We start from the raw sequence: 22,844 nt of genomic DNA, 5'->3' as shown, positions 1-22,844 counted from the left end.
GAAACATCATGGCTGTAGCCATCATCACCGGTGCCGGCAGCGGCATCGGGCGGGCCGTTGCCGTCGAACTGGCGGGGCGCGGCTGGGACATCGTCCTGGCCGGTCGCCGCGCCGAGGGGCTTGAGGAAACCGCGCGCCTTGCCGGGCGGGGGTTGCCGGTGCCGACCGACGTGTCCGATGCCGCCTCCGTCGCGGCGCTCTTTGCCGCCGCCAAGGCCGAGTTCGGTCGGATCGACCTGCTCTTCAACAATGCCGGCACCAATACCCCCGCCTTGCCCTTCGAGACCCTGGCCTCCGAGGCGCTGGCCGAGGTCATCGCCGTCAACCTGACCGGGCCGCTATTCTGCGCCCGCGAGGCGGTGGCCGCGATGAAGGCGCAGGCGCCGCAGGGCGGGCGGATCATCAATAACGGCTCGGTCTCGGCCTATGGCCCGCGGCCGCATAGCGTGGCCTATACCGCCTCTAAACATGGCATCACCGGGCTGACGAAAAGCCTGATCCTCGATTGCCGGGATTTCGGCATCTCGGTCTGCCAGGTCGATATCGGCAATGCAGCGACGGCGCGGACCGACCGCATGAGCCAGGGCGTGCCGCAGGCCAATGGCACGACGGCGATCGAGCCGCGCATGGATGTCGCGATGCTCGCCCGCCATATCGTGGGACTGGCCGAACTGCCCGCCGAGGTGATGGTCCCGTTCTCGACGATCATGCCCACCACCATGCCGCTCTACGGCCGGGGATGAGTCTTGTGGGGTGGCGATGGATGGCCCATCTTGACCGCCTGGGAACAGGTCAGATTACCTCCCAGCCTGCCCTGCCCTCGGTCATGCAGGCAGGGCAGGCGCAGGTCAGGCCACCTTCGCCGTCTTCTGTGCGCCGATGATCGCCTCGAGCTCGGCGCGCTCGGCGGGCGAGAGGGCAGGGACGCCCGGCAGGCGAACCGCGCCGACGTGATAGCCAAGGATCGACAGCGCTTCCTTGACCACGGTGACGTTTGCGCCATTGCGATGATGGGTGCGCAATTCCTCGAACCCGGCAAAACGGTCGATCATCTCGCGCGCCTGCACGAAGCCGCCCCTGACCAGCGCGGCATGGACGGCAAGCGAAATCTCGGGAAAGACGTTCACGAAGCCCGAGGTGAAGCCCTGCGCGCCGATGGCGTAGAAGGCTGGGGCCCAGGCTTCGGCAAGGCCGCAGACCCAGATCGCGGGCAGGTCCTTGGTCTGGCGGATCACGTCGGCGATCAGCATCAGGTTGGGCGAGGCGAACTTGACGCCCGCGACATTGTCATGCCCGCCCAGACGGCGGAACTGGTCGATGGGGAAGGTGTCGGTGCGGACATAGGCGATCACCGGAACCGTCGAGGCATCGGCCAGGTCAAGGAAGTAATCCACCTGGGCCTCGGGCCCGGCGAAAGGGTCCATTGGGTGATGGCTCATGATCGCGTCGCAGCCCGCCCCGATGGCGTCGCGCGCCAGGGCCTTGGCCTCGGTCAGCGAACGGCCGACCGCGGCGCTGACCAGCGACCGGCCATCCGCCGCCTCGGCGGTCACGGCATGGACGCGGCGGATCTCGTCCGGGGTCAGCGAAAAGAACTCGCCGGTATTGCCCGCCGCCATCAGGTTGTGGATGCCCGCATGGGCGAGCCGCGCGATCAGCTTGGCCAGCAGCGGCTCGTTGATCGCACCGTTCGCATCGTAGGGGGTGACCGGGACGCCGGAAATGCCGGTCAAACTCTGGCGGATCGATTGCATGTCGGTCACTTTGTCAGTCCTTGTATTTGCGGAAAACGAGATCGAGATAGGTTTCCCCGGCGCGCAGGACATGGGCCTTCATCGCGACCTCGGCGGCCTCGGCATCGCGGGCGATGATCGCCTGGCCGATGGCCTCGTGCTCGGCCAGGGCGCGCTCGCGCTCGGCGGGGTCTGAATGGATGATGCGGCGGGCGTCGGAATCATAGACATCCTGCCGGTCGTTCAGAAGCCGCAGGTAATTTGCCCGCGCGACCGAACGGATATGGTCGTGAAAGACTTCGTTCAGGCGTATCACCTCCTCGGCTTCGCCGCCGTGCGTGGCCCGGCGCATTTCGTCGAGAATGGCCCCCAGACCGGGCTTTTCGGAGGCGGCGATGCGCTGCGCCGCCAGTCGCGCGATTGTCGATTCAATGGCCGCCCGGGCAAGGATCATCTCCTCGGCGCAGGCGAAGTCGAAATTGACGATGACTCCGCTGCGGGGTCTGGTGCGGACCAGGCCGTCGGCTTCCAGGAGTCGCAGCGCCTCCTTTACCGGTGTCGTGCTGACGCCAAGCTGCTCGGCGATGCTGCGTTCGTTGAGGCGCGCGCCCGCCTCGTAGCCGCCAGCGAGGATGGCTTGCCGCAAGGCCCGATGCACATGTTCGCGCAGCCCGGAAAATGCCTGCGGATCAAGGGGCGCGAGTATCGTTTCAGCGACGGGCACAGGTTTCTCCGAATGGCGTGTCGTGAAATCTGATATATCAGATTTCACGATTCGTCCAACCCTGTATCGTGAAAGTCGGGCTTGTTGCACATATCGGCGAAAGTGAGAAAGTTCTGGAATCCTGAGGGCTAGACGGTTGGGATGCCCAAGTCTGACGAGACACGACAGACTGGTCGGACTTTAACGCCTCATTGCGGAGACGCGGCTCGCTGTAGGTCTGGTTCGATCCGGAGATGACCTGGCAGGCGGAAAGACGTGGAAAGCGCGGCCATCCCGGGACGTTCTCCGACAGCGCGATCCAGACCTGTCACATTGAAAATCCTGTTCGGCCTGCCGCTCCGTCAGACTGTCGGCTTGGTGGCGAGCCTGATCGAAATGGCGGGACTCGACTGGTCGGTGCCCGACTGTTCGACACTGTGCCGCCGTCGGGCTCGGATCAAGGTGCAGATCCCGTATCGGCGATCCGGAAAGCCGCTGAACCACCTGATTGATAGCACCGGCATCCGTTTGCGGGGCGACGGTTAATGGCTGGCCCGCAAGCACGGTGCGACACGCAAGCGGGAATGGCATAAGGTGCATCTGGCGAAGGACACCTCCACCGGCGACATAGGCGGGGTCGAATTTACGTCGAGCAGGCATGGTGACAGCCCCATCCCGCCCGAGCTGCTGTCCCAGATCCCCGCTGGTGAAACCGTCGGGACGGTCACTGCCGACGGCGCCCATGACAGGCGCCGCTGCCATGCGCCGACCCTCGAACACGGCGCCGAGCCGATCATAGAGGTGGTCCTGAAATCTGGACCAGTTTGCCGCTCAGCTAAGCTTCAGCATGGGTTTCATGTCAGGCGGCGGCTTTCAGGTTCTGGTTTGGGGTATCATAAGCTTCGGATGGCGTCAGCAACCCATGCGATGAGTGCGGACGTTTCTCATTGTAATAGCTGATCCAGGCGCCGATCCCCTTGCGGGCCTCCGAGCCGGTCTCGAAGGCATTCAGGTAGACGCATTCGTATTTGAGCGACCGCCACAGCCTTTCGATCATCCGGTTGTCGATCCAGCGACCGCGTCCATCCATCGAGATCTGCACCTTGGCGTCCAACAGCACCTCGGTGAACTCGGTGCTGGTGAATTGCGAGCCCTGATCGGAATTGAAGATCTCGGGCTTGCCATATCTGGCCAGCGCCTCCTTCAGAGCCTCGACGCAAAAACCCGCATCCATGGAATTCGACAGCCGCCAGCTCAGCACCTTGCGGCTGTGCCAATCCATAATCGCGACCAGATACAGGAACCCACGGCGCATCGGGATGTAGCTGATGTCCGTGCACCAGACCTGATTGGGGCGGGTGATGGCCAAGCCCCTCAGAAGATATGGATAAATCTTGTGCGCCGGGTGCTTCTTGCTGGTCTTGGGCTCCTGATAGATCGGCACCAGGCGCATGAGCCTCATCAGCCGACGGACCCGGTGCCGTCCGCAGCGATGCCCCTCGCGCTGCATGTGTCGGGCCATCTGGCGCGAGCCATACCACGGCGTCTCGAGAAACTGCCGGTCGAAGATCTCCATGAACTTCAGGTTCTCGGCGCTTTCGCCGCGCGGCTGGTAATAAAGGCCGGAGCGCGCCAGAGACAGCAGACTGCACTGCCGTCGGACGCTGAGATCGGGATGATCCTGTTTCACCGCTTTTTGCCTCCAGTGCCGAGAATGAGACTGGAGGCTGCCGACAAAAAATCCCGCTCGATGACGAGCTGGCCGATCTTGGCATGCAGCTTCTCGACCTCACCCGCAGAGATCTGCGGCGCGGCGGGCGAGGCACCGCCGAATTCCGCGGCTATGTTCTCGATCGCGGTTCTCTTCCACCCCGAAATCATCGGCGGATCGATATCGTATTTCTTGGCCAGTTCAGCCGTCGTCAGCTCCTCGCGGATGGCTTCCAGAGCCACCTTCGCTTTGAACTCTGCAGAATAGCGCTTGCGTTTGGTCATATCGGGTCGGTTCTTCCTCAGGCGCTCAAGCTTAGCTCCTGGTCCGAGTTCGTGCGACCACCTCTCATTCCGATCCGTCGCAATGCCCGCGCCTGGAAACCGGATTGCCCGGCTGCGCTCTCGCGAATGACATCCTCAAGGCGACACACTGCCTGGGACGGTCGATCTGGAAGAAATGGGTCGGCTACCCCGCCCGAAGTCGCGTCGAGGCCCAAATGAACCGCCTCAAGCTCTTCGGCGATCGCATCATGTCACGAGACCCAAACCGTCAGGCTGCCGAAATCCAGATCCGCATTGCCATCATGAACCGCTCCTCAGCCTTCGGATGGGCCGTGATCGAAACTGTCGCATAAAGCGGGCGGGGAAAGGGAACCCTCATGAAGGCGTTCGATCAGCACAACAAGGCCCGTTCAACTTGCCCAGCGACGGGAAGGGCTGGCCGATGTCGAGACCCGAAGCGTTCTCGGCCTCGCAGAGTGTCACTGACCAGAACAGGTCCGCCGGCAGGTCCAACGTGCAGCTCTGGTCGCCTGACAGCGCCTCGCCCTCGGCATCCTCGAATGCGATCATATAGAACACCCCGCTGAGTGAGGCTGCAGAATGGTCAGATCGGTGACAGCACCCACCACGTGTTGATTTCCACCCAAAACTGACCCGGGTTGGCACGTAATTTCCATTGAGATTTGACCCATGTGACCCTTCCCCAACGCGATGAGCGGCGGGGGTAACGGAGTGATCCACATGGGACTTTTGAATGTCATCCGGCGGATGGCGCTGCGTGAGAAGCTGCCGATCCGCGAGATAGCCCGCCGGATTGGGCTATCTCGGAACACCATCAAGAAGTATCTGAACGCCGGCACGATCGAGCCGAAGTTCTCGGTGCCCGAGCGCCCGAGCAAGCTCGATCCGTTCGCCGAGAAGCTCGCGGCCTGGCTGAAGACCGAGACGACCAAGTCGCGCACGCAGCGCAGGACCTTGAAGCAACTCCACGCCGACCTGGTCGCGCTCGGCTACACCGGTTCCTACAATCGTGTCGCCGCCTTTGCCCGGGACTGGCGAGCCGACCGGCAGCGTGAACAACAGACCACGGGACGCGGCACTTTCGTGCCGCTGGCCTTCCGCCCAGGCGAAGCCTTCCAGTTCGATTGGAGCGAGGATTACGCGGTTCTGGTCGGAGAACGCACCAAGCTGCAGGTCGCCCATATTAAGCTGTCCCACAGCCGGGCCTTTCTGGTTCGCGCCTATCTGCTGCAAACCCACGAGATGCTGTTTGATGCCCATTGGCACGGTTTCCGCGTCTTCGGCGGCATTCCGGAACGCGGCATCTATGACAATATGCGGACCGCCGTGGATCGCGTTGGCCGCGGTAAGGAACGTCAGGTCAATATGCGCTTCCTCGCCATGGCCAATCACTATGTCTTCGAGCCGGAATTCTGTAATCCGGCGTCGGGCTGGGAGAAAGGACAGGTCGAGAAGAGCGTCCAGGATGCGCGCCCGCGGCTGTGGCAGCCAATGCCGAACTTTCCGGACCTAGCAACTCTGAACGCCTGGCTCGAGCAGCGCTGCATGGAACTGTGGCGCGAGATCCCGCTTGGAACCCGTGCTGGCAGCATCGCCGATGCCTGGGCCGAGGAGCAGGCGGCGCTGATGGCCCTGCCACCCGCATTCGACGGCTTTGTCGAGCAGAGCAAACGCGTCTCGCCCACCTGCCTGATCAGCTTCGAGCGCAATCGCTACAGCGTTCCGGCGTCCTTCGCCAATCGCCCGGTGAGCCTGCGGATCTATCCCGAGCGCCTGGTCATTGCCGCCGAAGGGCAGATCCTGTGCGAGCATGAACGGGTTATCGAGCGCTCGCACCACCTGCCGCCGCGCACGATCTACGACTGGCGGCATTATCTGGCTGTCATCCAGCGCAAACCCGGCGCTTTGCGCAACGGGGCACCATTCGCGGAATTGCCGCCCGCCTTCAAGCGCCTGCAGGAGCAGATACTGCGGCGGATTGGCGGTGATCGCGAGATGGTCGATATTCTCGCCCTGGTTCTGCAGCATGACGAACAAGCGGTGCTGACCGCGGTCGAACTGGCGCTGTCCGAGGGCGCGGCAACCAAGACCCATGTGCTGAACATCCTGCACCGCCTGATCGACGGCAAGACCGACAGCCCACCCGTCGACACGCCCCAGGCGCTGCACCTGCGTCGAGAGCCAAAGGCCAATGTCGAACGCTATGATGGACTGCGCGCCCACATGACCGGAGGCCGCCATGCGTCATGATCCTGCCAGCGGCGCCATCGTGATCATGCTGCGCAGCCTCAAGATGCATGGCATGTCCCAAGCCGTCACCGATCTCATAGAGCAAGGCGCACCGGCCTTCGAAAGCGCCATGCCGATCCTGACACAGCTGCTGAAGGCCGAAATGGCCGAGCGAGAAGTTCGCTCCATCGCCTATCACATGAAGATCGCCCGCTTTCCGGCCTACAAGGACCTGTCTGGCTTCGACTTCTCGGCCAGCGAGGTGAATGAGGCGACAGTGCGCCAGCTGCACCGCTGCGAGTTCATGGGCGGTGCCGAGAACATCGTGCTGATTGGCGGGCCGGGCACCGGAAAGACCCATGTCGCGACCGCCATTGGCATCCAGGCCATCGAGCATCATCGCCGTAAGGTCCGGTTCTTCTCGACGATAGAACTGGTCAACACGCTCGAGCAGGAAAAGGCGAGAGGCAGGACTGGCCAACTGGCTGAAACCCTGATGCGGCTGGATCTCGTGATCCTGGACGAACTGGGATACCTGCCGTTCAGCGCATCAGGAGGCGCGCTGCTCTTCCACCTCCTGAGCAAGCTCTACGAGCGCACCAGCGTCATCATCACCACCAATCTCAGCTTCAGCGAATGGGCGACGGTCTTTGGCGATGCCAAGATGACCACCGCTTTGCTCGATCGGCTCACCCATCGCTGCCACATTCTGGAAACCGGCAATGTCAGCTTCCGCTTCAAGGCAAGCTCGGCTGCCGCAACACGCAAGAAGAGGGAGGACACCGATGTCTTGACCCGGTCATGACCCGCCCAACATAATCTCAAGGTGGGTCAATTCTCGATGGAAAACCCGGGTCAGTTCTGGGTGGAAATCAACAACGCATGCTCTTTCCCTCTCGCAATCCGGGACCTTGAATCATGTTCTGACGCCCCCGTTGAGCCCAGCATTTTTCAGCAACGTGCTAGGAGGGCATGACCACCCAATCCCAAACTGTGCTGCCATCCTGGCCCTACATCTATCAGAGGAAAGTGGCGGCTTGGAGGTCAAGCCTCGCCGCGCTTGCCTCAGCGCATTTCCGGATGATCGGCTCGACCAATCGGATCACAACTGCGCGAATGATGACCCAGATCGTTGACGAACAAAACATGAACATATAGCGTGCTGCCATGGCAGGCATGACCCTTGAGCACAAGTTGGCGATCCTCGCGGATGCGGCAAAATATGACGCTTCTTGCGCTTCGAGCGGAATGAAGTCCCGGGAAGAGGCGAAAGGAGGACTGAGCGCGGGCGCCGGGATCTGCCACGCCTATGCGCCGGACGGGCGCTGCATCTCACTTCTTAAAATACTTATGACGAACTTCTGCATATTCGACTGCGCCTATTGCGTGAACCGTGTCAGCTCGAATGTCGAGCGCGCGCGTTTCTCGGTCGCGGAGGTCGTGACATTAACGCTTGAGTTCTATCGTCGCAATTATATCGAGGGGCTATTTCTTTCCTCGGGGATCATCCGCTCTCCCGACGATACGATGGCGGATATGGTCCGGATTGCGCGCTCGCTCAGGCACGAGCATGGCTTCAAGGGATATATTCACTTAAAGACCATCCCCGATGCTGCGCCCGAATTGATCCGTGAGGCTGGGCTTATGGCCGACCGGCTCTCGATCAATGTCGAGCTGCCGAAGGATTCTAGCATCAGGAAATTTGCGCCTGAGAAACGTCCTGAAACCATACGGGGCGCGATGGCACAGGTGCGGCTTGAGCATGAAGCGGCGGGCGAGGCTACCCATACGGGCCGCAAGTCCCAGCCATTCGCGCCCGCCGGACAAAGTACGCAAATGATCGTGGGTGCTGATGGGGCTGATGACGCGGCAATCCTCGGCACTGCGAGCAGGCTTTATACCGGCTACAGGCTTCGCCGCGTGTACTACTCAGCCTTCAGCCCGATCCCCGATTCCTCCGCTGCCCTGCCGCTGGTCGAGCCGCCCTTGCTTCGTGAGCATCGACTTTATCAGGCCGACTGGCTGATGCGCTTCTACGGGTTTTCGGTGCGGGATCTGACCAGCTCGGCTGAGAATGGCTATCTGGACCTTGCCATAGACCCGAAGCTCGCATGGGCGTTGCAAAATCGGGGCATTTTTCCGGTGGACGTGAATCAGGCCCCGCGCGAGATGCTGCTACGCGTTCCAGGCTTCGGCACCCGAACGGTCGACCGCATCCTCACCGCACGTAAAAATGCGGCGCTGCGCTTTCAGGATCTGGTCCGCATCGGCGCAATGATGAAAAAGGCGCGCGCTTTCGTCACCATGCCAGATTGGAGTCCCGGTGGGCTCACGGACGCGGCAGAATTGCGTGCACGCTTCGCTCCGCCGCCTTGCCAGCTTCAACTGATATGAATTATTCCGTTACGATGCCGACGCGCGCTCCCTTCGCCGTTTGGCGTGAGACGGCGCGGCGTGCAGTTGGCCACGCTGTCCCACCCGCGCTGATCGACTGGTCGGGCGATGGCGGGCTTTTCGCCGGCGCGGAACTTCCGAAAGAGGCAGGCAGTCATGTGCCCCGCGTTCCCGCCGCCTTCCTTGACCTTGCGCAGACGGTAATATGGCATTCCGCGCCGGAGCGCTTTGCCCGCCTTTACGAAGCGCTCTGGCGGCTCGACAGGTGCGTCGGCGACCCGCTTTCGCCGGCCGATCCCTTGGGGCAAACCTTGCGGCTTATGGAAAAATCTGTTCGGCGGGACATTCATAAAATGCATGCCTTCCTGCGCTTTCGCGAGTTACCACGGCAGGCTAGGCGACGGCGTTTCGCCGCTTGGTTCGAACCGCAGCACAACATTCTCGAACCTGCTGTGCCTTTCTTTCAGAGTCGCTTCTCTGACACGGACTGGATGATCGCAACTCCCGGACTCTCTGCGCATTGCGAGGGCGGAGAGCTGACCTATCGAGAGGGTAGCGCACCACCCGACCTGCCGCCAGACGCCTCGGAGGCGCTTTGGGGCATTTATTTCGAGAACATCTTCAATCCGGCGCGGATCAAGCTTGGCGCCATGCGATCAGAGATGCCCCGGAAATACTGGAAGAATCTGCCCGAAACGCGACTGATTCCCGACATGCTGGCCAAGGCAGAAGGGCGTGTCAGACAGATGCATTCCGCAGGCGCCTCGGCCCCCCGTCCGGGGGCCGAGCGCGTTTCCGAGCGCTACCGTTCCGGAATGCCAAGTGCAGAGGAGCTTCCCCGGACGCTTGCCGATGCCGGAGTCGCGGCTGCGCAATGTCGCCTCTGCGGGCTTTGCGAAAAGGCAACTCAGACAGTCTGGGGGGAGGGCGCTGGGGATGCCGCCCTGATGATAGTGGGCGAGCAGCCGGGTGACGTTGAGGATCTTGCCGGCCGTCCTTTTGTCGGTCCTGCGGGGCAGTTGCTGCGCGCCGAACTCACCAAGGCGGCCATCGATCCGGCCAGATTATGGCTGACCAATGCGGTGAAGCATTTCAAGTTTGAGCCACGAGGCAAGCGGCGGCTGCACCAGAACCCAAACCGCACCGAGATAGAGGCCTGTCGCTGGTGGCTCCAGCGGGAGCTGGCGCTGGTTCGCCCCAAATTGGTCCTTGCACTTGGCGCCTCGGCCGCGTTTGCACTGACCGGCAAAGTTGGAGCGCTCAGCGGCCGCCGCGGTGTGATCGAGATCGGGTTTCACGGCGGGCCCATTATGATCTCGTGGCACCCTTCCTATATTTTGCGTCTCCCCGATCCGCAGCACCGGGCAGAGATCTTGGCACAAATGGCCCGAGACTTGAGCCGAGCGGCCGAGCAATCATTCGGGGAAACTGCTTGAAAGCACCGACTAGGCTATCGCGTCAGTGAAATGTTATTTTGGGCGCCGAGCGTCGGCACCACATACGCCCCATCCCGTCCGATCGCGCAGACCTGAAAACTGCCCTTCGCCAAGTCGCTTACCAGCATCCTGAACGGTGTCGTCATCGATCTGCCATCCTTCGGCTCCGATGAAAACTTCATGGCATAGGCGATACCGTTGGGTGGAAGCATCCACCGCATCAATTCAGAGCCTCGGCGGGATTTGGTGCGGATCACATCGACCTGACGGGCAGCAAGTCACTTGCTTCAACGCGCGACGGCCATCAATTACCTTGTCTGGGAGAAATACGGGGGAAGGATGCAAAGCAAAATCACGCTGCGGGATGTCGCCCGTGTGGCCGGTGTATCACGTGCCACGGTTTCACTGGTCGTGCGCAGATCGCCTCTGGTCGCCGAGGCCACCCGCTTGCGTGTTGAAGAGGTGATGGCCAGCCTGGACTACGTGCGAGACATCGGCGCAGCGCGATTGCGCGACAAGAGCAGTCGCACCATCGGGGTCCTGGTGCCTAACCTCGTAAATTCGTTCTTCACCGAATTCCTTTCGGGCGTCGAGCAGGTGATGGGGGAGGGAGAGCGCGTTGTCCTTCTGGCGAACAGCCAGGACGACCCGACCCGACAGGACGAGATCCTGCATCGCTTTCGCGGCCATGGGGTCGACGGCGTCATTCTTTGTCCGGCGCAGGATACCGATCCGCGACTTCTGGGACGCTTGCGGCAATGGGATCTGGCGGTCGTGCAAGCTCTGCGCGAGATCGGCGTAGAGGAGACGGATTTCGCCGGCGGCAATTACATAGACGCTGTCGCGCTTGCGATGAGGCACCTGGTCTCACTTGGCCATCGCCGCATCGCCTTTCTTTCGGTGGCCGCGCAAACGTCGGCGCGCGAAGAGCGCTTGAAAGGTTTGACGCAATCGCTGATCGAGACCGGCGCGGAAAATGGCGGGATCGTCGAGGCGGAACTGAGCTGGGAGGGCGCCGCGCGATCCGCAGCCCGGATCCTGGAGTTGCCGGCTCGTCCGACGGCTGTCCTTTGCTTCAATGACGTTCTGGCGGCCGGTCTGATGGCAGGGTTGCGCCAAGCCGGGAAGGTTCCGGGAAGGGATATGGCGGTCGTCGGGCTGGACGACCTGCCGCTGGCCGAATTGCTGCATCCCTCGCTGACCAGCGTCGCGATGATGCCCCAACGCATCGGAGAATTGGCGGCGCGTCTTCTTGTTAGGCGCATGACCGATGCCAAGGCCTCGATCCAACGCAGCATCCTTTCAGGACAGCTTAAGGTCCGTGAAAGCAGCGGGAACAGAATCGTTTGACTTGGCTGATTTTCGCCATTTAGATCGATCCAAATTGGAAGAGACATCGGCAGGGGAGGGCAGATGTATCACTTCAACTTCCAGCCCATATTCGACAATCTTGACATGCTGCTCCACGGCGCGTGGTTGACTGTCCGCTTGTCCCTGATGGCGATGGTGCTTGGGCTCGTCGTATCCGTATTGGGCGCGGTGGCGAAGACCTCGGGCATCCGGCCGTTGCGCTGGCTGGTCGATGTCTATGTCGAGGTGATCCGAAACACGCCGTTCCTGATCCAGATATTCTTCATCTTCTTTGGCCTGCCTGCGATCGGTATCGCGATGTCGCCCAACACTGCAGCGCTGGTGGCGCTTGTCGTGAATGTCGGAGCCTACGGAACCGAGATCATCCGCGCCGGCATCGAATCCATCCCGCAAGGTCAGATCGAGGCTGGCCGGGCGCTGGCCCTCAGCCCGGTCCAGATCCTGCGCCATGTCGTCCTGAAGCCCGCGATGCGCAATATCTACCCGGCGCTGACCAGCCAGTTCATCTATCTGATGCTGACATCCAGCGTGGTCTCGGTGATCTCGGCCAATGACCTTGCTTCGGCCGGAGCGGACCTGAACGCCAAGACCTTCGCCAGCTTCGAGGTCTATCTGGTGCTGACGGTGATGTATTTCCTGCTGGCCGCAGGTTTTTCGGCGGTCTTTGCAATGATCCGGCGCGTCGCGTTCTCTTATCCGGCGAGCCGCTAGATGATCCGCGTCTTTTCAACCGCAGATGTCATCTTCATCGTCATGGCGGTACGCTGGACGCTGATCCTGTCGGCGATCGCTTTTGCCGGAGGGGCGCTCGGGGGTATGGCCATCGCACTGGCGCGAACCTCGCAGCGCAAGGCGCTTCGGCAATTCGCGGCGGGGTTCATTCAGGTGTTTCAGGGCACGCCGCTGCTGATGCAACTGTTTCTGGTTTATTTCGGGCTTGCCGTGGTCGGCCTGCCGATCAATCCGTTGCTGGCGGCCGCCGTCGCGCTGACGCTTCATGCCAGCGCCTATCTGGGCGAGATCTGGCGCGGTTCGATCGAGGCCGTGCCGTCGGGCCAGACCGAGGCGGCGACGGCGCTGTCCCTTGGCTATGCCGACCGGATGCGGCACGTGATCCTGCCGCAGGCGATGCGGGTGGCTACGGCGCCGACGGTCGGGTTTCTGGTGCAGCTGATCAAGGGCACGTCGCTTGCCTCGATCATCGGCTTCACCGAGCTGACGCGGGCCGGACAGATCGTCAATAACGCGACCTTCAAGCCGTTTCTCGTCTTTGGCACGGTCGCAATCCTGTATTTCGCGCTGTGCTGGCCGCTCTCGCTGCTGGCCAGGCGGATGGAAACCCGCATGCGCCGGGCAATTACGCGCTGACCACAGAGGAGGAAACCCAATGAAGCTGAACCGCCGCCTGTTTGCCACCCTTGCCGCCAGCGCGCTTGCCGCCGGACTGGCTGGCCCTGTGCTGGCAACCGACCTTGCCGCGATCGAATCCGCGGACACGGTCAAGATCGGGATGCTGGTCGATTTCCCGCCCTTCGGCATCCTGGACACCGCAGGCAAGCCGGATGGTTACGACGCGGATGTGGCCAAAGCGCTTGGCGAATATCTGGGCGTCAAGGCCGAGATCGTTCCGGTGACGGGTCCGAACCGCATCCCCTATCTGCTGTCGGGGCAGGTCGACGTCCTCGTCGCCTCGCTGGGCATCACCAAGGAACGCGCCGAAAAGGTCAATTTCTCCAAGCCCTATGCCGGGATCAGCATCGCGGTCTATGGCGACAAGGCCACCCCGCTTGCGGACGCGGCGGCGCTTTCGGGTCAGGGCATCGCGGTGACCCGGGCTTCCACCCAGGACACCGGTGTGACCAATGTCGCGCCCGCGGATGCGGATATCCGTCGCTTTGACGATGATGCCAGCGCGGTCCAGGCGCTGATGTCGGGGCAGGTCAAGCTGATCGGCGCGTCGAACGTCGTGATGTCGCAGGTCAATGCCGCCGCGGGCGACCGCTTCGACAAGAAGTTCGACCTGTCGAGCCAGGTGCAGGGCATCGCCGTCGCCCCCGGTTCCGATGCGCTTCTGGAAAAGATCAATGCCTTTGTCGCTCAGGCCAAGTCGGACGGCATGCTCGACAAGGTGCATGAGAAATGGCTGGGCGGCCCTCTGCCCGAATTCGTGAAGACCGCCGAGTGACCTTTGCCGCCCGACCCGAAGAGGTCGGGCACCTTTTCCGGAGCCGGACCATGTCTGAACACGCCATCATCATGCGCGGCGTCAACAAGTATTACGGCGCGTTTCACGCCCTGGTCGATATCGACCTGACCGTCGAACGTGGCGAGCGCATCGTCATCTGTGGTCCCTCGGGTTCCGGAAAATCGACGCTGATCCGCACCATCAACCAGCTCGAGACGATCCAGGCCGGCACGATCACGGTGGACGGGGTCGAGCTGACCGCAGGCGGCGAGAATGTCGCGAAAGTCCGGCAGGATGTCGGCATGGTCTTCCAGAATTTCAACCTGTTCCCGCACATGACGGTGCTGGAGAATTGCATCCTCGCGCCAATGAAGACCCGCAAGACGCCGCGGGCCGAGGCCGAGGCGACCGCCCGGAAGTTCCTCGAGCGGGTGCGGATTCCCGAACAGGCCGAGAAATACCCGGCCCAGCTCTCGGGCGGTCAGCAGCAGCGCGTGGCCATCGCAAGGGCACTCTGCATGAAGCCTCGGATCATGCTTTTCGACGAGCCGACCTCGGCGCTGGACCCCGAGATGGTCAAGGAGGTCCTCGACACCATGATCGACCTCGCGCGCGAGGGGATGACGATGCTGTGCGTCACCCATGAAATGGACTTCGCCCGTGCGGTCGCTGATCGCGTCATCTTCATGGACAAGGGCGTCATCGTCGAGGAAAACGCACCCGCCGCATTTTTTGACAACCCCAGGAACGAGCGCTTGCAGAATTTCCTTGGCCAGATCGCTTGAGGTTGGACGGTCGGCGGCAAAGGCGGCGGATCTAATCTGGCCTGACACAGGAAAGCAATTGACTGAATGGCGCCTTGAGGAAGGGTAAAGGCAAGTACCGGTCGGGCACGGGAGTTGACGGCATGGGCCTGGTCCTTCTGCCACGGCGCCTGGCGAGTCACAAAACCAGGCCTTGGTGACCATGCCCCTCTCCGAATCGCGGCTAGCGACGAATTCGAGGCCTCGGTGAAGGTGATCGAGCATTGAGCCTCAGCTGGCACGGACGCCATTTCACCGATCAACCGGCCAATGATGGCACGGGGACACGCGGCTGTTTTCAGCGTTAAGATCGACACCGAATCTTCCGTTCGACCAAGGGGGCCACATACGAAGGTTCCGTCGCAAAGTTCTCGCACCGGGCCGTCAGGATCGGCCACTGTCGTCGACGACCGCCGGCGGTCGCGCAGCCCCCCAAGTTAGGCCAGCATGACCCAGAGGGTTAGCCCGATCAGCAGGCTGAGCCGCCACAGGCCTGCCAATGCGACGAACTGCTGCCGGATGCCTCCCTATCTCCCGCGCCGATATCAGTGTCGATGCCGTCCTGCCAGACGAGAACGAATGCCGTTTTCTTCGGATCGCGCCGCAGGGCCCTGTCTTCTGCTTACGCGCGGACCTGGAACGGCGAGAATGGCGTGGCCGTGGTCTATGCGCTTCGTCCTGAATCACGCTACCGGCTCGCCAGCGGGCGGTGATGAGGCCACCGCGCGGTCGCAACTCCAGCAATTTGGCGGGCGCGAGGGCGATGTTGCACAAACCGTCGCAAGGTTGAGTGAGATCTTTCCGATCTGCGGTCAGGCGACAGCCTCGACCACGGCTCTTCCCAAGGCCGAGGAACGGTTCATGATGCAGATTTGGATTTCGGCGGTCTGACGTGCGGGTTCCCGTGACATGATCCGTTTGCCGAAGAGCTTGAGGCAGGTCATTTTTGCCTCAACCCGACATCGAACATCACACTACACGACTCCGGCCATTTTCTCTGTATTTGAGGCAATCCTGAGCCAAGGCCGGATGGCCTCGAGCGGGTCTGCCCGGAGACGATGTCGGATGTGATCGAAACCGACGCGGAACCACGCTTTGGCGTAATATCCATGGGCCTTCCGCGGCGGGCTCCCGCGCCCGAGGCGATCTGCAGCCGTTCGCCCGGCCCATGCGATTGCGAGAGCAACAAGGGCATCAGGAGGCCGAGCTTGCGAGGCTCTCGCAGGCGGGTGTCCTCGAGGTTGAGGCCACGGGTCTTGGTATCTCCGAACAGGCATTCGATCGCCCACCTCTTGCGGTAGGCTTCCAGAGCGGCCCGCGGGGCAACATTGGTCGCGATGATGAGCCATTCGTCACCAAGCCGCTTTGCGGCGAAATGCAGGAGCGGCGCATCACTTGCTGCGGCGTTCTCGCTGGCACCGATCCGTGCGCGGAAGGTGCGGCTGCGCCGGGCGTGATGGAGGCGTGCGCGCAGGGTCAGGTCGTGCCCGTCCTCGGTGGTGACGCGCAGGCTCTCCTTCAGGCGAATGGCAAAGGGGATATTGTGATCATTGAGAAATTTCAGCCATGCAGCTCCGGTGAACTCGCGGTCGGCCGGCAGCATGCGGATGGTTGTGGCCGGGAAATGGTCGAGATAGCGCTTGATCAGGGCGATGCGCGCGTTTGTCTCGGAGCAGACGCGTCCTTCGAGCAGGGCCCAGATCAGGGGCACCCGAAAGCGGCGGGTGACGACGGCAAGCACGAGATAGTTCACCTCGACCCGCCCGACCTGCCATTGGGTTCGGTCAAGTGCCAGATGCCACGAGCCGTTGGAGCCAAGAAGACGGACCAGCAACGGCAGCGCCCAGTCCTGCTCGAGTCGGACATGCTGGAAAAACCGCTGCAACCGCCGATAGGTCGAGGCAGGCTGCGCCGCTCCAGGACGTTCTCAGGCGAGGTGGCTGAGATACGCGGTGCGCGCGCTGATCATTCCGATAACGATCATGCAGAGCGTCTCGACGCGGCTCTTGCTCAGGGCCAGTTCCGGACGCAAAATCTCAGCGAGGGTGGCGATAGTGCGGTGAAGCATCGGGCGTATCCTTGGGCGGAGTCGCCCAGTAGAATCGATCTCGCCGCCCTCAACCAGCTTTGTGTCGTGTAGTGTGATCGAACATGGAATCCCCCCATTTTTTCCAGAGCGCTCGGCCCATATGCCGGGTGGTCCGAAGGATCTCGTTTCGCGTGAGGGCAGCCGGACAGTCTTCCTTCCAGATGCGACGGTTACGACGGATCGGAAGGATCGCGTGTTCGTCTTCTCGGCGCAAAGGCTGAAAGCATCCGACTGGGTCTGGTGCCGAACAGGCCGCTTGCGGCCGCATGTTCGCGCTTGGAACACGGCATTTGGCGCGGCAGTCCTTGCCTATAAAAATGCCCGCGTCCACCTGTTTTGGTTGCGGGCACAGGTTGACCGTCCGAGCGGACGGTCGATGATGTGATCATGCAATATGAAAGGCACGACAAGACTTGCGCCAGTAGCAGACCACTTTGAGCCTTCGACCTGAACGCGTCAGGCGGGCCAGACAGATTGCAACTTCTCGCCCGCAAGGATCCGGTCGCGCGCCGCCGCCTCATGCTCGCCAAGCATGTCCGCCTGGTCGGCGACCGCTGCAAGATGCTCCTTCGGGATGCACACCACGCCGTCGATATCGCCGAAGATCACGTCGCCAGGCCGGATCGTGACGCGGCCGATGGTAACCGGGACCTGGGCCTCAATCGGTTCCTTCTTGCCGGTCACGCCCACGGGACTGGGTTCGAGGCCGAAGAGCGGATAGTCCAGTCGCCGCACCTGCGCGAGATCGCGGACGGTCCCGTTGACGATCGTCGCGGCTGCTCCGCGGGTCTTGGCCCCGGTGCTCATGAGTTCGCCCGAGCAGGAACCCGGCGCGCAGGATGCGTCACATACGAGGATGCCGCCCTTCGGGGCATTGTCGATGGCATTGTGATAGACATCCTGCGGTTCGCCCTTGCGATCCGAGGGACCAAAAAGCACGGTTACGGCCGGCCCGCATACGACTTCGCCGTCAGACAGCGCGCCCAGCAAGCGAATGCCGTCGAGATGACCCCAAAGGCCAAGCGCCTCCATGCTGTCGTGGATATCGCCGGAATACCATTTGGACAGACGCCCGATCGCGTTCCAATCAGTATCCGAATAGTCGAAATCAGGCATTCCCCGTCTCCTCCTCGTGGGCCTTGTCGATGGCGATCCGCAAATAGCGGGCGCTGTTGTCGATCTGCGCGCGCATCAGGGACTTGGCCCCGATTTCGTCGCCGCTGCGCAGACATTCATAGATCTCGGCGTGCTCGTCATAGGCCGCCTCGAGCGATTTCGTGGGCACCCGGCTGGTCAGCTGGATGACTTCGCCGATCAGATTGGCAAAATTGTCGTAGACGATGGAAAGGATGCGATTCCTTGCCGAATGGACCAGCGCCAGGTGGAAGGCGGCGTCGGCATCCACGAACGCGGAAAAGTCTCCGGCATCACGCGCGAGACGCATCCGGTCCAGCGCGTCCGTCACGGCAGCGGCCACCGGCCCGGGAGTCGCGCAGAGGATTTCCAGAACCTCGGTCTCGATCATCCGGCGCGCCGCCATCAGCTCTTCGAGATAGGCAGGGTCGCTGAACAACTGCTGGCGAATGCTCACGGCAAGCGTGCCGAGAAATTCGCCAACATCCTCGCGGACGACGGTCGTGCGGTCGCCGTGGCGGCGCTGGACCAGCCCCTTGGTTTCGAGCGTCTGGATCGCCTCGCGCACGGCCCGCGTCGAGACGCCGAACTCCTTTGCAATGGCGCTTTCGGAATCCAGCTTGTCCCCGATCTTCAGCTCTCCGCCAAGGATGCGCGACTCGAGCGCCGCCGAAACGGTCGCATGGAGCCTATCCCGTTGTACGCTCTGCGGCGAGGCCTTCATTTGCGGTGATTTCCTTGTCCAAAACCCTGTCGCCGCCCGCGAACTGCGCTGTTGACGCAAGGCGCGCGGCAAGGTTAGGTTACTTATGACATAAGTCATATGTCAAGTGTCGCGCGGCGAGGAGGCTGGCGCGGCACGGGACCAGCGAGGGGGAGGAGAGACCCATGGCTTTCACGACAGCTTCATTTGCCGGACGCGTGCTGGGTGCGGCGGGATTGATGCTTGCACTAACGGCGACCACCGCATTGGCGGATTGGCCGGAAAAGGCCGTGACACTCATCGTGCCGTGGTCGGCGGGCGGTGGTACGGATGCGACCGCGCGGGCGGTGGCCGAGGGACTGGAAAAACGTCTCGGACAGCCGTTCAATGTCGTGAACCGGACGGGCGGGGGCGGATTGGTGGGCCATAGCGCCATCGTCGAGGCCAAGCCGGACGGGTACACGCTGGGCGTCATCACCATCGAAAGCGCGATGTACAAGTCGCAGGGTCTGCCGGGCGTCACGCCCGAAAGCTTCACCTATCTTGGCCGGTTCAATGCGGATCCGATCGCTGTCAACGTGCGGGCCGATGCGCCCTATGCGGACCTGGGCAGCCTCGTCGAGGCAGTCAAGGCCGATCCGGGAAGCCTCGCGGCATCCGGGGCGAATCGTGGCGGCCTGTCGCACCTCGCCTGGGTCGGCATGCTGGGCAAGGTTGGCGTCGACCCGATCAAGGCCAATTGGGTCGCCTCGGACGGCTCGGCCCCGGCGCTGCAGCAGCTTGCCGCGGGCGCAATCCAGGTGGTTTCGACCTCTCCTGCCGAGGCACGCGCGCTGGTCGAAGCCGGCGAAGCCAAGACGCTTGCGCTGATCTCGGGCGAGCGCAGCAACCTCTATCCCGACCTGCCCACCGCTGACGAGGCGCTGAACATAAGCTGGTCGCCCCTGCCATTCCGTGGGCTTGCCGGTCCCAAGGACCTGCCCCCGGAAGTGGTCGAGAAGGTCAGCGCGGCGCTCAAGGACATCACCGAGGATGCGGAGTTCCAGGCGCTCATGGCTTCGCGCGGTTTCTCGGTCGCCTATCAGGACGGACCCACCTTCCAGGCCACGGTCGAGACCGCCGCAACCGGGCTGGGCGAGGCGATGAGCGCCGCCGGACTGGCCAAGTAAGGCGGGACGATGAAACTCAGCGACAGAATTGTCGGCCCCGGGCTTATCCTGCTCGGGGCGGCGGTGATCCTTGCCGCCATGCGCATCCCCGACGTGCCCGGGGTGCGCTTCGGCGCGGACCTGATGCCGGTGATCTGCGGCTGCGGTTTCGTGCTGTTCGGGGCGGTCCTGACGCGATCGGGGTTGCGCGACAGCGAGCCGCTTGCCGAATTCGACGACTGGCGGGTCGCGCCGCGCAAGCTGCTTTCGGCGATCTGGGTCGTGGGCGGGCTTTGCGCGGGAATCGTTTTGTTCGAACCGATGGGCTTTGCGCTGTTTGGCATCATTTTCATGGCGGGGTTGATGGTTCTGATGGGCGCGCGACCGCTGACGGTGGCCGTCATCGCGCCGTCTTTCGTGCTGGCGCTTTACCTGGTCTTCTCCCGTATCATGTTCGTTGATCTGCCGGCCGGACCGCTGGAGGGCATCCTGTGACGAATCTCGACATTCTGTCGCAGGCGCTCGCCAATGTGCTGCAGTTCAAGGTTCTTGCCTCGATCCTGATCGGCGCCGTTTACGGGCTGTTTATCGGCGCCTTGCCGGGGCTGACCGCGACCATGGCCACGGCGCTCCTGGTGCCGCTGACCTTCTACATGGACCCGCTGCCGGCCATTGCGCTGATCGTGTCCTCGACGGCGATGGCGATCACGGCGGGCGATATTCCGGGCATTCTGCTGCGTATTCCGGGCACACCCGCCTCGGCCGCCTATACCGACGAGGCCTATGCGATGACGCGGCAGGGTCGCGCCAGCGAAGCCCTCTCGCTGGGCTTCTTCTTCTCGGCGATGGGCGGGTTGATCGGTGCGCTCGTGCTGCTGGTCTCGGGGCCGCTTCTGGCCCGGGTCGCGCTGAATTTTTCCAGCTTCGAATTCTTCTGGCTGGCCTGCCTCGGCCTTCTGACCTGCGCGCTGGTCAGCAGCCCGCAGCCCGCAAAGGGCGGCGTCTCGCTTTTGCTCGGGCTGCTCGTCTCGACCGTGGGGCTTGACGTGACGACCGGCCAGCCGCGCTTTACCTTCGGCAGCGTCGAACTGTCCGGAGGCGTCAGCTTCATCCCGGTGATGATCGGCATGTTCGCCATGTCCGAGATCCTGCGCGGTTTTTCCGCCAGCGCCTTCGATCTGCCCGCCCCGCCCAAGGGCGAGGTCTACCGGCCGTATCGCGGCATCTTCTCGCTGGTCGGGCGTTATCCCATGAGCCTCCTGCGCGGCACCGCGCTTGGCTCGGCCATCGGGGCCCTGCCGGGGGTGGGTGGCGATCTGGCGGCCTGGATCGCCTATGGCATGAGCCGGCGCTTTTCCCGCACGCCCGAGAAATTCGGCACCGGCCACCCCGAAGGGCTGATCGAGGCCACATCCTCGAACAATGCGGGCCTGTCCAGCGCCTGGATCCCGGCTTTGGTCTTCGGCATCCCCGGCGACGCGGTCACCGCCATCGCGGTCGGCGTCCTGTTCATGAAGGGCGTCGCGCCCGGGCCGCGTCTTTTCGTCGAGAACCCGGTCATGCCGACCTCGATCATCCTCAGCTTCTTCGTGGCGAACCTTCTGCTGTTTCCGCTTGGATATCTCGCGATCAAGGCGTCAAGGCGCGTCTTGTCCGTGCCCCGATCGGTGATCGTTCCGATGATCCTGATCTGCTGCTTCGTCGGCTCTTATGCGGTCAACAACAGCCTGTTCGGCGTCGGGACGATGATCGTCGCCGGGCTTGTCGGCTATGTCATGGAGCGCAACCAGTTCCCCATCGCCCCCGTCATCCTGGGGCTCGTGCTGGGGCCCGTGCTCGAACGCAACTTCATCATGTCGATGCAGATCTCGCACGGCAACCTGCTGGGCTTCTTCCAGCGCCCGGTGGCTGCGGGTCTGGGCGCGCTGGTCTGTTTCATGATCGCATTCACCCTTGTCCGTGCGCTCCGGCGCAAGCCGGCCATGCCCGCCGGTACTCCGACCATTCAAAAAGGATCAAACTGATGACCAAGGCATTTTCGATCGAGGACCGCATTGCCGTCGTGACCGGCGGTCTGGGCCAGCTCGGCACGCAATTCTGCAAGACCTTGGCCGAGGGCGGGGCCCGTGTCGCAATCTTCAGCCGTCGCCCTTTCAGCGCCGAGCAGATCGCCGAGAAATTCCCCGGCCTTTCCGATCGCATCCGCGTCTATGTCGCCAGCGTCACCGACAAGGAGGCGCTCGAGGCCGCGACCGATCAGTTGATCGCGGATTGGGGCGTGCCGCATATCCTGGTCAACAATGCGGGCATCGACAGCAAGCCGGATGGCGACGCCGACCAGAATGCCCCCTTCGAGGTCTACCCGCAGAAATACTGGGACGAGGTCATCGACACGAACCTGACCGGGGTCATGCTGACCACGCAGGTCGTCGGCTCGCGCATGGCCGAGGCGGGCAGGGGCTCGATCATCATGGTCGGCTCGATGTATGGCATGGTTTCGCCGAACCAGGCGCTTTACGCCTATCGCGAGGAACGCGACGGCAAGCCGTTCATCAAGGCGATCTCCTATGCGGCATCCAAGTCGGGGCTTCTGAACATGACCCGTTACCTTGCGACCTATTGGGCGAAGAAGGGCGTGCGCGTCAATCTCGTCACCTTCGGCGGGGTCAAGACTGGCAGTTTCGACAAGGAATTCATCGAAGCCTTCCTCGAGCGCGTGCCGATGGGACGGCAGGCCGAAATCGACGAGTTTGGTCCGATCGTGCAGTTCCTCGGCTCGGACGCATCGAGCTACATGACCGGAGCGAACCTCGTGCTGGATGGTGGGTTCACGTCCTGGTAGGGGGAGGCCGCGCGCCGCGAGATGAGACCCGACCCAGCTCGTTGTTTCCGGCGGGCAT

General features: G+C 62.7%; 22 protein-coding genes and 4 pseudogenes. 16 read left to right on the top strand and 10 right to left on the bottom strand.

The features are described from left to right. Nucleotides 1-8: 8 nt before the first annotated feature. Nucleotides 9-743, top strand: coding sequence for an SDR family oxidoreductase (locus tag RGQ15_RS19590; RefSeq protein WP_311162488.1), 735 nt, complete (start codon nt 9-11; stop codon nt 741-743). Nucleotides 744-848: 105 nt separating this feature from the next. Here the strand turns inward: RGQ15_RS19590 and RGQ15_RS19585 are convergent, their stop codons facing one another. Further along, nucleotides 849-1,754, bottom strand: a complete 906-nt coding sequence (locus RGQ15_RS19585) for a dihydrodipicolinate synthase family protein (RefSeq protein ID WP_311162636.1) — start codon at nt 1,752-1,754, stop codon at nt 849-851. 13 nt (nt 1,755-1,767) lie between these two features. Further along, nucleotides 1,768-2,457 (bottom strand): GntR family transcriptional regulator, encoded by a 690-nt coding sequence (locus tag RGQ15_RS19580; protein WP_311162486.1) that lies wholly within the window; start codon nt 2,455-2,457, stop codon nt 1,768-1,770. Between the two features lie 191 nt (nt 2,458-2,648). Here RGQ15_RS19580 and RGQ15_RS19575 point away from each other — a divergent pair. Beyond that, nucleotides 2,649-3,240 (top strand): annotated as a pseudogene (locus RGQ15_RS19575) (IS5 family transposase); the annotation flags it as partial. Nucleotides 3,241-3,295: 55 nt separating this feature from the next. Here RGQ15_RS19575 and RGQ15_RS19570 read toward each other — a convergent pair. Then, nucleotides 3,296-4,431, bottom strand: a protein-coding gene (locus RGQ15_RS19570) for an IS3 family transposase (protein ID WP_311162485.1) whose coding sequence is annotated in 2 segments (ribosomal slippage) — nt 3,296-4,167 and nt 4,167-4,431 — 1,137 coding nt in all. Because the reading frame shifts where the segments join, the coding sequence is not laid out codon by codon here. Nucleotides 4,432-4,494: 63 nt separating this feature from the next. Between RGQ15_RS19570 and RGQ15_RS19565 the strand changes: the two are divergent. Then, a pseudogene (locus RGQ15_RS19565) lies at nt 4,495-4,784 on the top strand (IS5/IS1182 family transposase); the annotation flags it as partial. A gap of 22 nt (nt 4,785-4,806) precedes the next feature. Here RGQ15_RS19565 and RGQ15_RS19560 read toward each other — a convergent pair. Then, entirely contained in the window at nt 4,807-5,001 is a 195-nt protein-coding gene (locus RGQ15_RS19560) for a hypothetical protein (RefSeq protein ID WP_311162484.1), read from the bottom strand. A gap of 171 nt (nt 5,002-5,172) precedes the next feature. Here RGQ15_RS19560 and istA point away from each other — a divergent pair, with 171 nt between their 5' ends. The 9 genes from istA to RGQ15_RS19515 all read left to right on the top strand — a co-directional run bounded on the left by istA (nt 5,173) and on the right by RGQ15_RS19515 (nt 14,852). Then, nucleotides 5,173-6,702 (top strand): IS21 family transposase, encoded by a 1,530-nt coding sequence (gene istA / locus RGQ15_RS19555; protein WP_311162483.1) that lies wholly within the window; start codon nt 5,173-5,175, stop codon nt 6,700-6,702. Next, a complete protein-coding gene (gene istB, locus RGQ15_RS19550; RefSeq protein ID WP_311162482.1) occupies nt 6,692-7,486 on the top strand; it encodes an IS21-like element helper ATPase IstB in 795 nt (264 codons plus the stop codon). The genes istA and istB overlap by 11 nt, the downstream gene beginning before the upstream one ends. 362 nt (nt 7,487-7,848) lie before the next feature. Further along, nucleotides 7,849-9,075 (top strand): putative DNA modification/repair radical SAM protein, encoded by a 1,227-nt coding sequence (locus RGQ15_RS19545; RefSeq protein WP_311162481.1) that lies wholly within the window; start codon nt 7,849-7,851, stop codon nt 9,073-9,075. Between the two features lie 14 nt (nt 9,076-9,089). Further along, entirely contained in the window at nt 9,090-10,511 is a 1,422-nt protein-coding gene (locus tag RGQ15_RS19540; protein WP_311162480.1) for a UdgX family uracil-DNA binding protein, read from the top strand. Between the two features lie 339 nt (nt 10,512-10,850). Continuing rightward, the gene (locus RGQ15_RS19535; RefSeq protein WP_311162479.1) at nt 10,851-11,861 is read left to right on the top strand and encodes a LacI family DNA-binding transcriptional regulator; all 1,011 of its coding nucleotides are present in this window, start codon (nt 10,851-10,853) and stop codon (nt 11,859-11,861) included. A gap of 63 nt (nt 11,862-11,924) precedes the next feature. Then, nucleotides 11,925-12,593 carry an amino acid ABC transporter permease gene (locus RGQ15_RS19530; protein WP_311162478.1) on the top strand — a complete coding sequence of 223 codons (669 nt, stop codon included), beginning with the start codon at nt 11,925-11,927 and terminating at the stop codon, nt 12,591-12,593. Then, the gene (locus RGQ15_RS19525; protein WP_311162477.1) at nt 12,594-13,250 is read left to right on the top strand and encodes an amino acid ABC transporter permease; all 657 of its coding nucleotides are present in this window, start codon (nt 12,594-12,596) and stop codon (nt 13,248-13,250) included. A gap of 19 nt (nt 13,251-13,269) precedes the next feature. Continuing rightward, nucleotides 13,270-14,067, top strand: a complete 798-nt coding sequence (locus RGQ15_RS19520) for a transporter substrate-binding domain-containing protein (RefSeq protein ID WP_311162476.1) — start codon at nt 13,270-13,272, stop codon at nt 14,065-14,067. Between the two features lie 50 nt (nt 14,068-14,117). Next, entirely contained in the window at nt 14,118-14,852 is a 735-nt protein-coding gene (locus RGQ15_RS19515) for an amino acid ABC transporter ATP-binding protein (RefSeq protein ID WP_311162474.1), read from the top strand. Nucleotides 14,853-15,682: 830 nt separating this feature from the next. On the opposite strand, the pseudogene RGQ15_RS19510 reads toward RGQ15_RS19515, so the two are convergent. The 6 genes and pseudogenes from RGQ15_RS19510 to RGQ15_RS19485 all read right to left on the bottom strand — a co-directional run. Continuing rightward, nucleotides 15,683-15,838: pseudogene (locus RGQ15_RS19510) on the bottom strand (IS5/IS1182 family transposase); the annotation flags it as partial. Next, nucleotides 15,811-16,581, bottom strand: coding sequence for a transposase (locus tag RGQ15_RS19505; RefSeq protein ID WP_311162634.1), 771 nt, complete (start codon nt 16,579-16,581; stop codon nt 15,811-15,813). The gene RGQ15_RS19505 and the pseudogene RGQ15_RS19510, both read right to left, overlap by 28 nt. A gap of 216 nt (nt 16,582-16,797) precedes the next feature. Further along, on the bottom strand, nt 16,798-16,938 hold the full coding sequence (locus tag RGQ15_RS19500) for a hypothetical protein (RefSeq protein WP_311162473.1): 141 nt from the start codon (nt 16,936-16,938) through the stop codon (nt 16,798-16,800). A gap of 74 nt (nt 16,939-17,012) precedes the next feature. Beyond that, a pseudogene (locus RGQ15_RS19495) lies at nt 17,013-17,152 on the bottom strand (IS5/IS1182 family transposase); the annotation flags it as partial. A 263-nt stretch (nt 17,153-17,415) separates the two neighbouring features. After that, nucleotides 17,416-18,075: an RraA family protein gene (locus tag RGQ15_RS19490; RefSeq protein ID WP_311162472.1), complete on the bottom strand. Its 660-nt coding sequence runs from the start codon at nt 18,073-18,075 to the stop codon at nt 17,416-17,418. After that, nucleotides 18,068-18,817 (bottom strand): FadR/GntR family transcriptional regulator, encoded by a 750-nt coding sequence (locus RGQ15_RS19485; RefSeq protein ID WP_311162470.1) that lies wholly within the window; start codon nt 18,815-18,817, stop codon nt 18,068-18,070. Before RGQ15_RS19485 ends, RGQ15_RS19490 begins: the two co-directional genes overlap by 8 nt. A gap of 164 nt (nt 18,818-18,981) precedes the next feature. Between RGQ15_RS19485 and RGQ15_RS19480 the strand changes: the two genes are divergently transcribed. The 4 genes from RGQ15_RS19480 to RGQ15_RS19465 are packed head-to-tail and all read left to right on the top strand — an operon-like array spanning nt 18,982 to nt 22,786. Continuing rightward, nucleotides 18,982-19,965: a tripartite tricarboxylate transporter substrate binding protein gene (locus RGQ15_RS19480; RefSeq protein ID WP_311162469.1), complete on the top strand. Its 984-nt coding sequence runs from the start codon at nt 18,982-18,984 to the stop codon at nt 19,963-19,965. 9 nt (nt 19,966-19,974) lie between these two features. After that, a complete protein-coding gene (locus RGQ15_RS19475) occupies nt 19,975-20,439 on the top strand; it encodes a tripartite tricarboxylate transporter TctB family protein (RefSeq protein ID WP_311162468.1) in 465 nt (154 codons plus the stop codon). Then, entirely contained in the window at nt 20,436-21,968 is a 1,533-nt protein-coding gene (locus RGQ15_RS19470) for a tripartite tricarboxylate transporter permease (RefSeq protein WP_311162466.1), read from the top strand. Before RGQ15_RS19475 ends, RGQ15_RS19470 begins: the two co-directional genes overlap by 4 nt. After that, complete coding sequence (locus RGQ15_RS19465; protein ID WP_311162464.1) at nt 21,968-22,786, top strand: SDR family oxidoreductase; 819 nt, start codon at nt 21,968-21,970, stop codon at nt 22,784-22,786. Before RGQ15_RS19470 ends, RGQ15_RS19465 begins: the two co-directional genes overlap by 1 nt. Nucleotides 22,787-22,844 lie beyond the last annotated feature (58 nt).

It is taken from the genome of Paracoccus sp. MBLB3053, assembly GCF_031822435.1.
GTDB lineage: Bacteria > Pseudomonadota > Alphaproteobacteria > Rhodobacterales > Rhodobacteraceae > Paracoccus > Paracoccus aurantius.
This window is presented reverse-complemented; position numbering and strand designations above follow the sequence as displayed.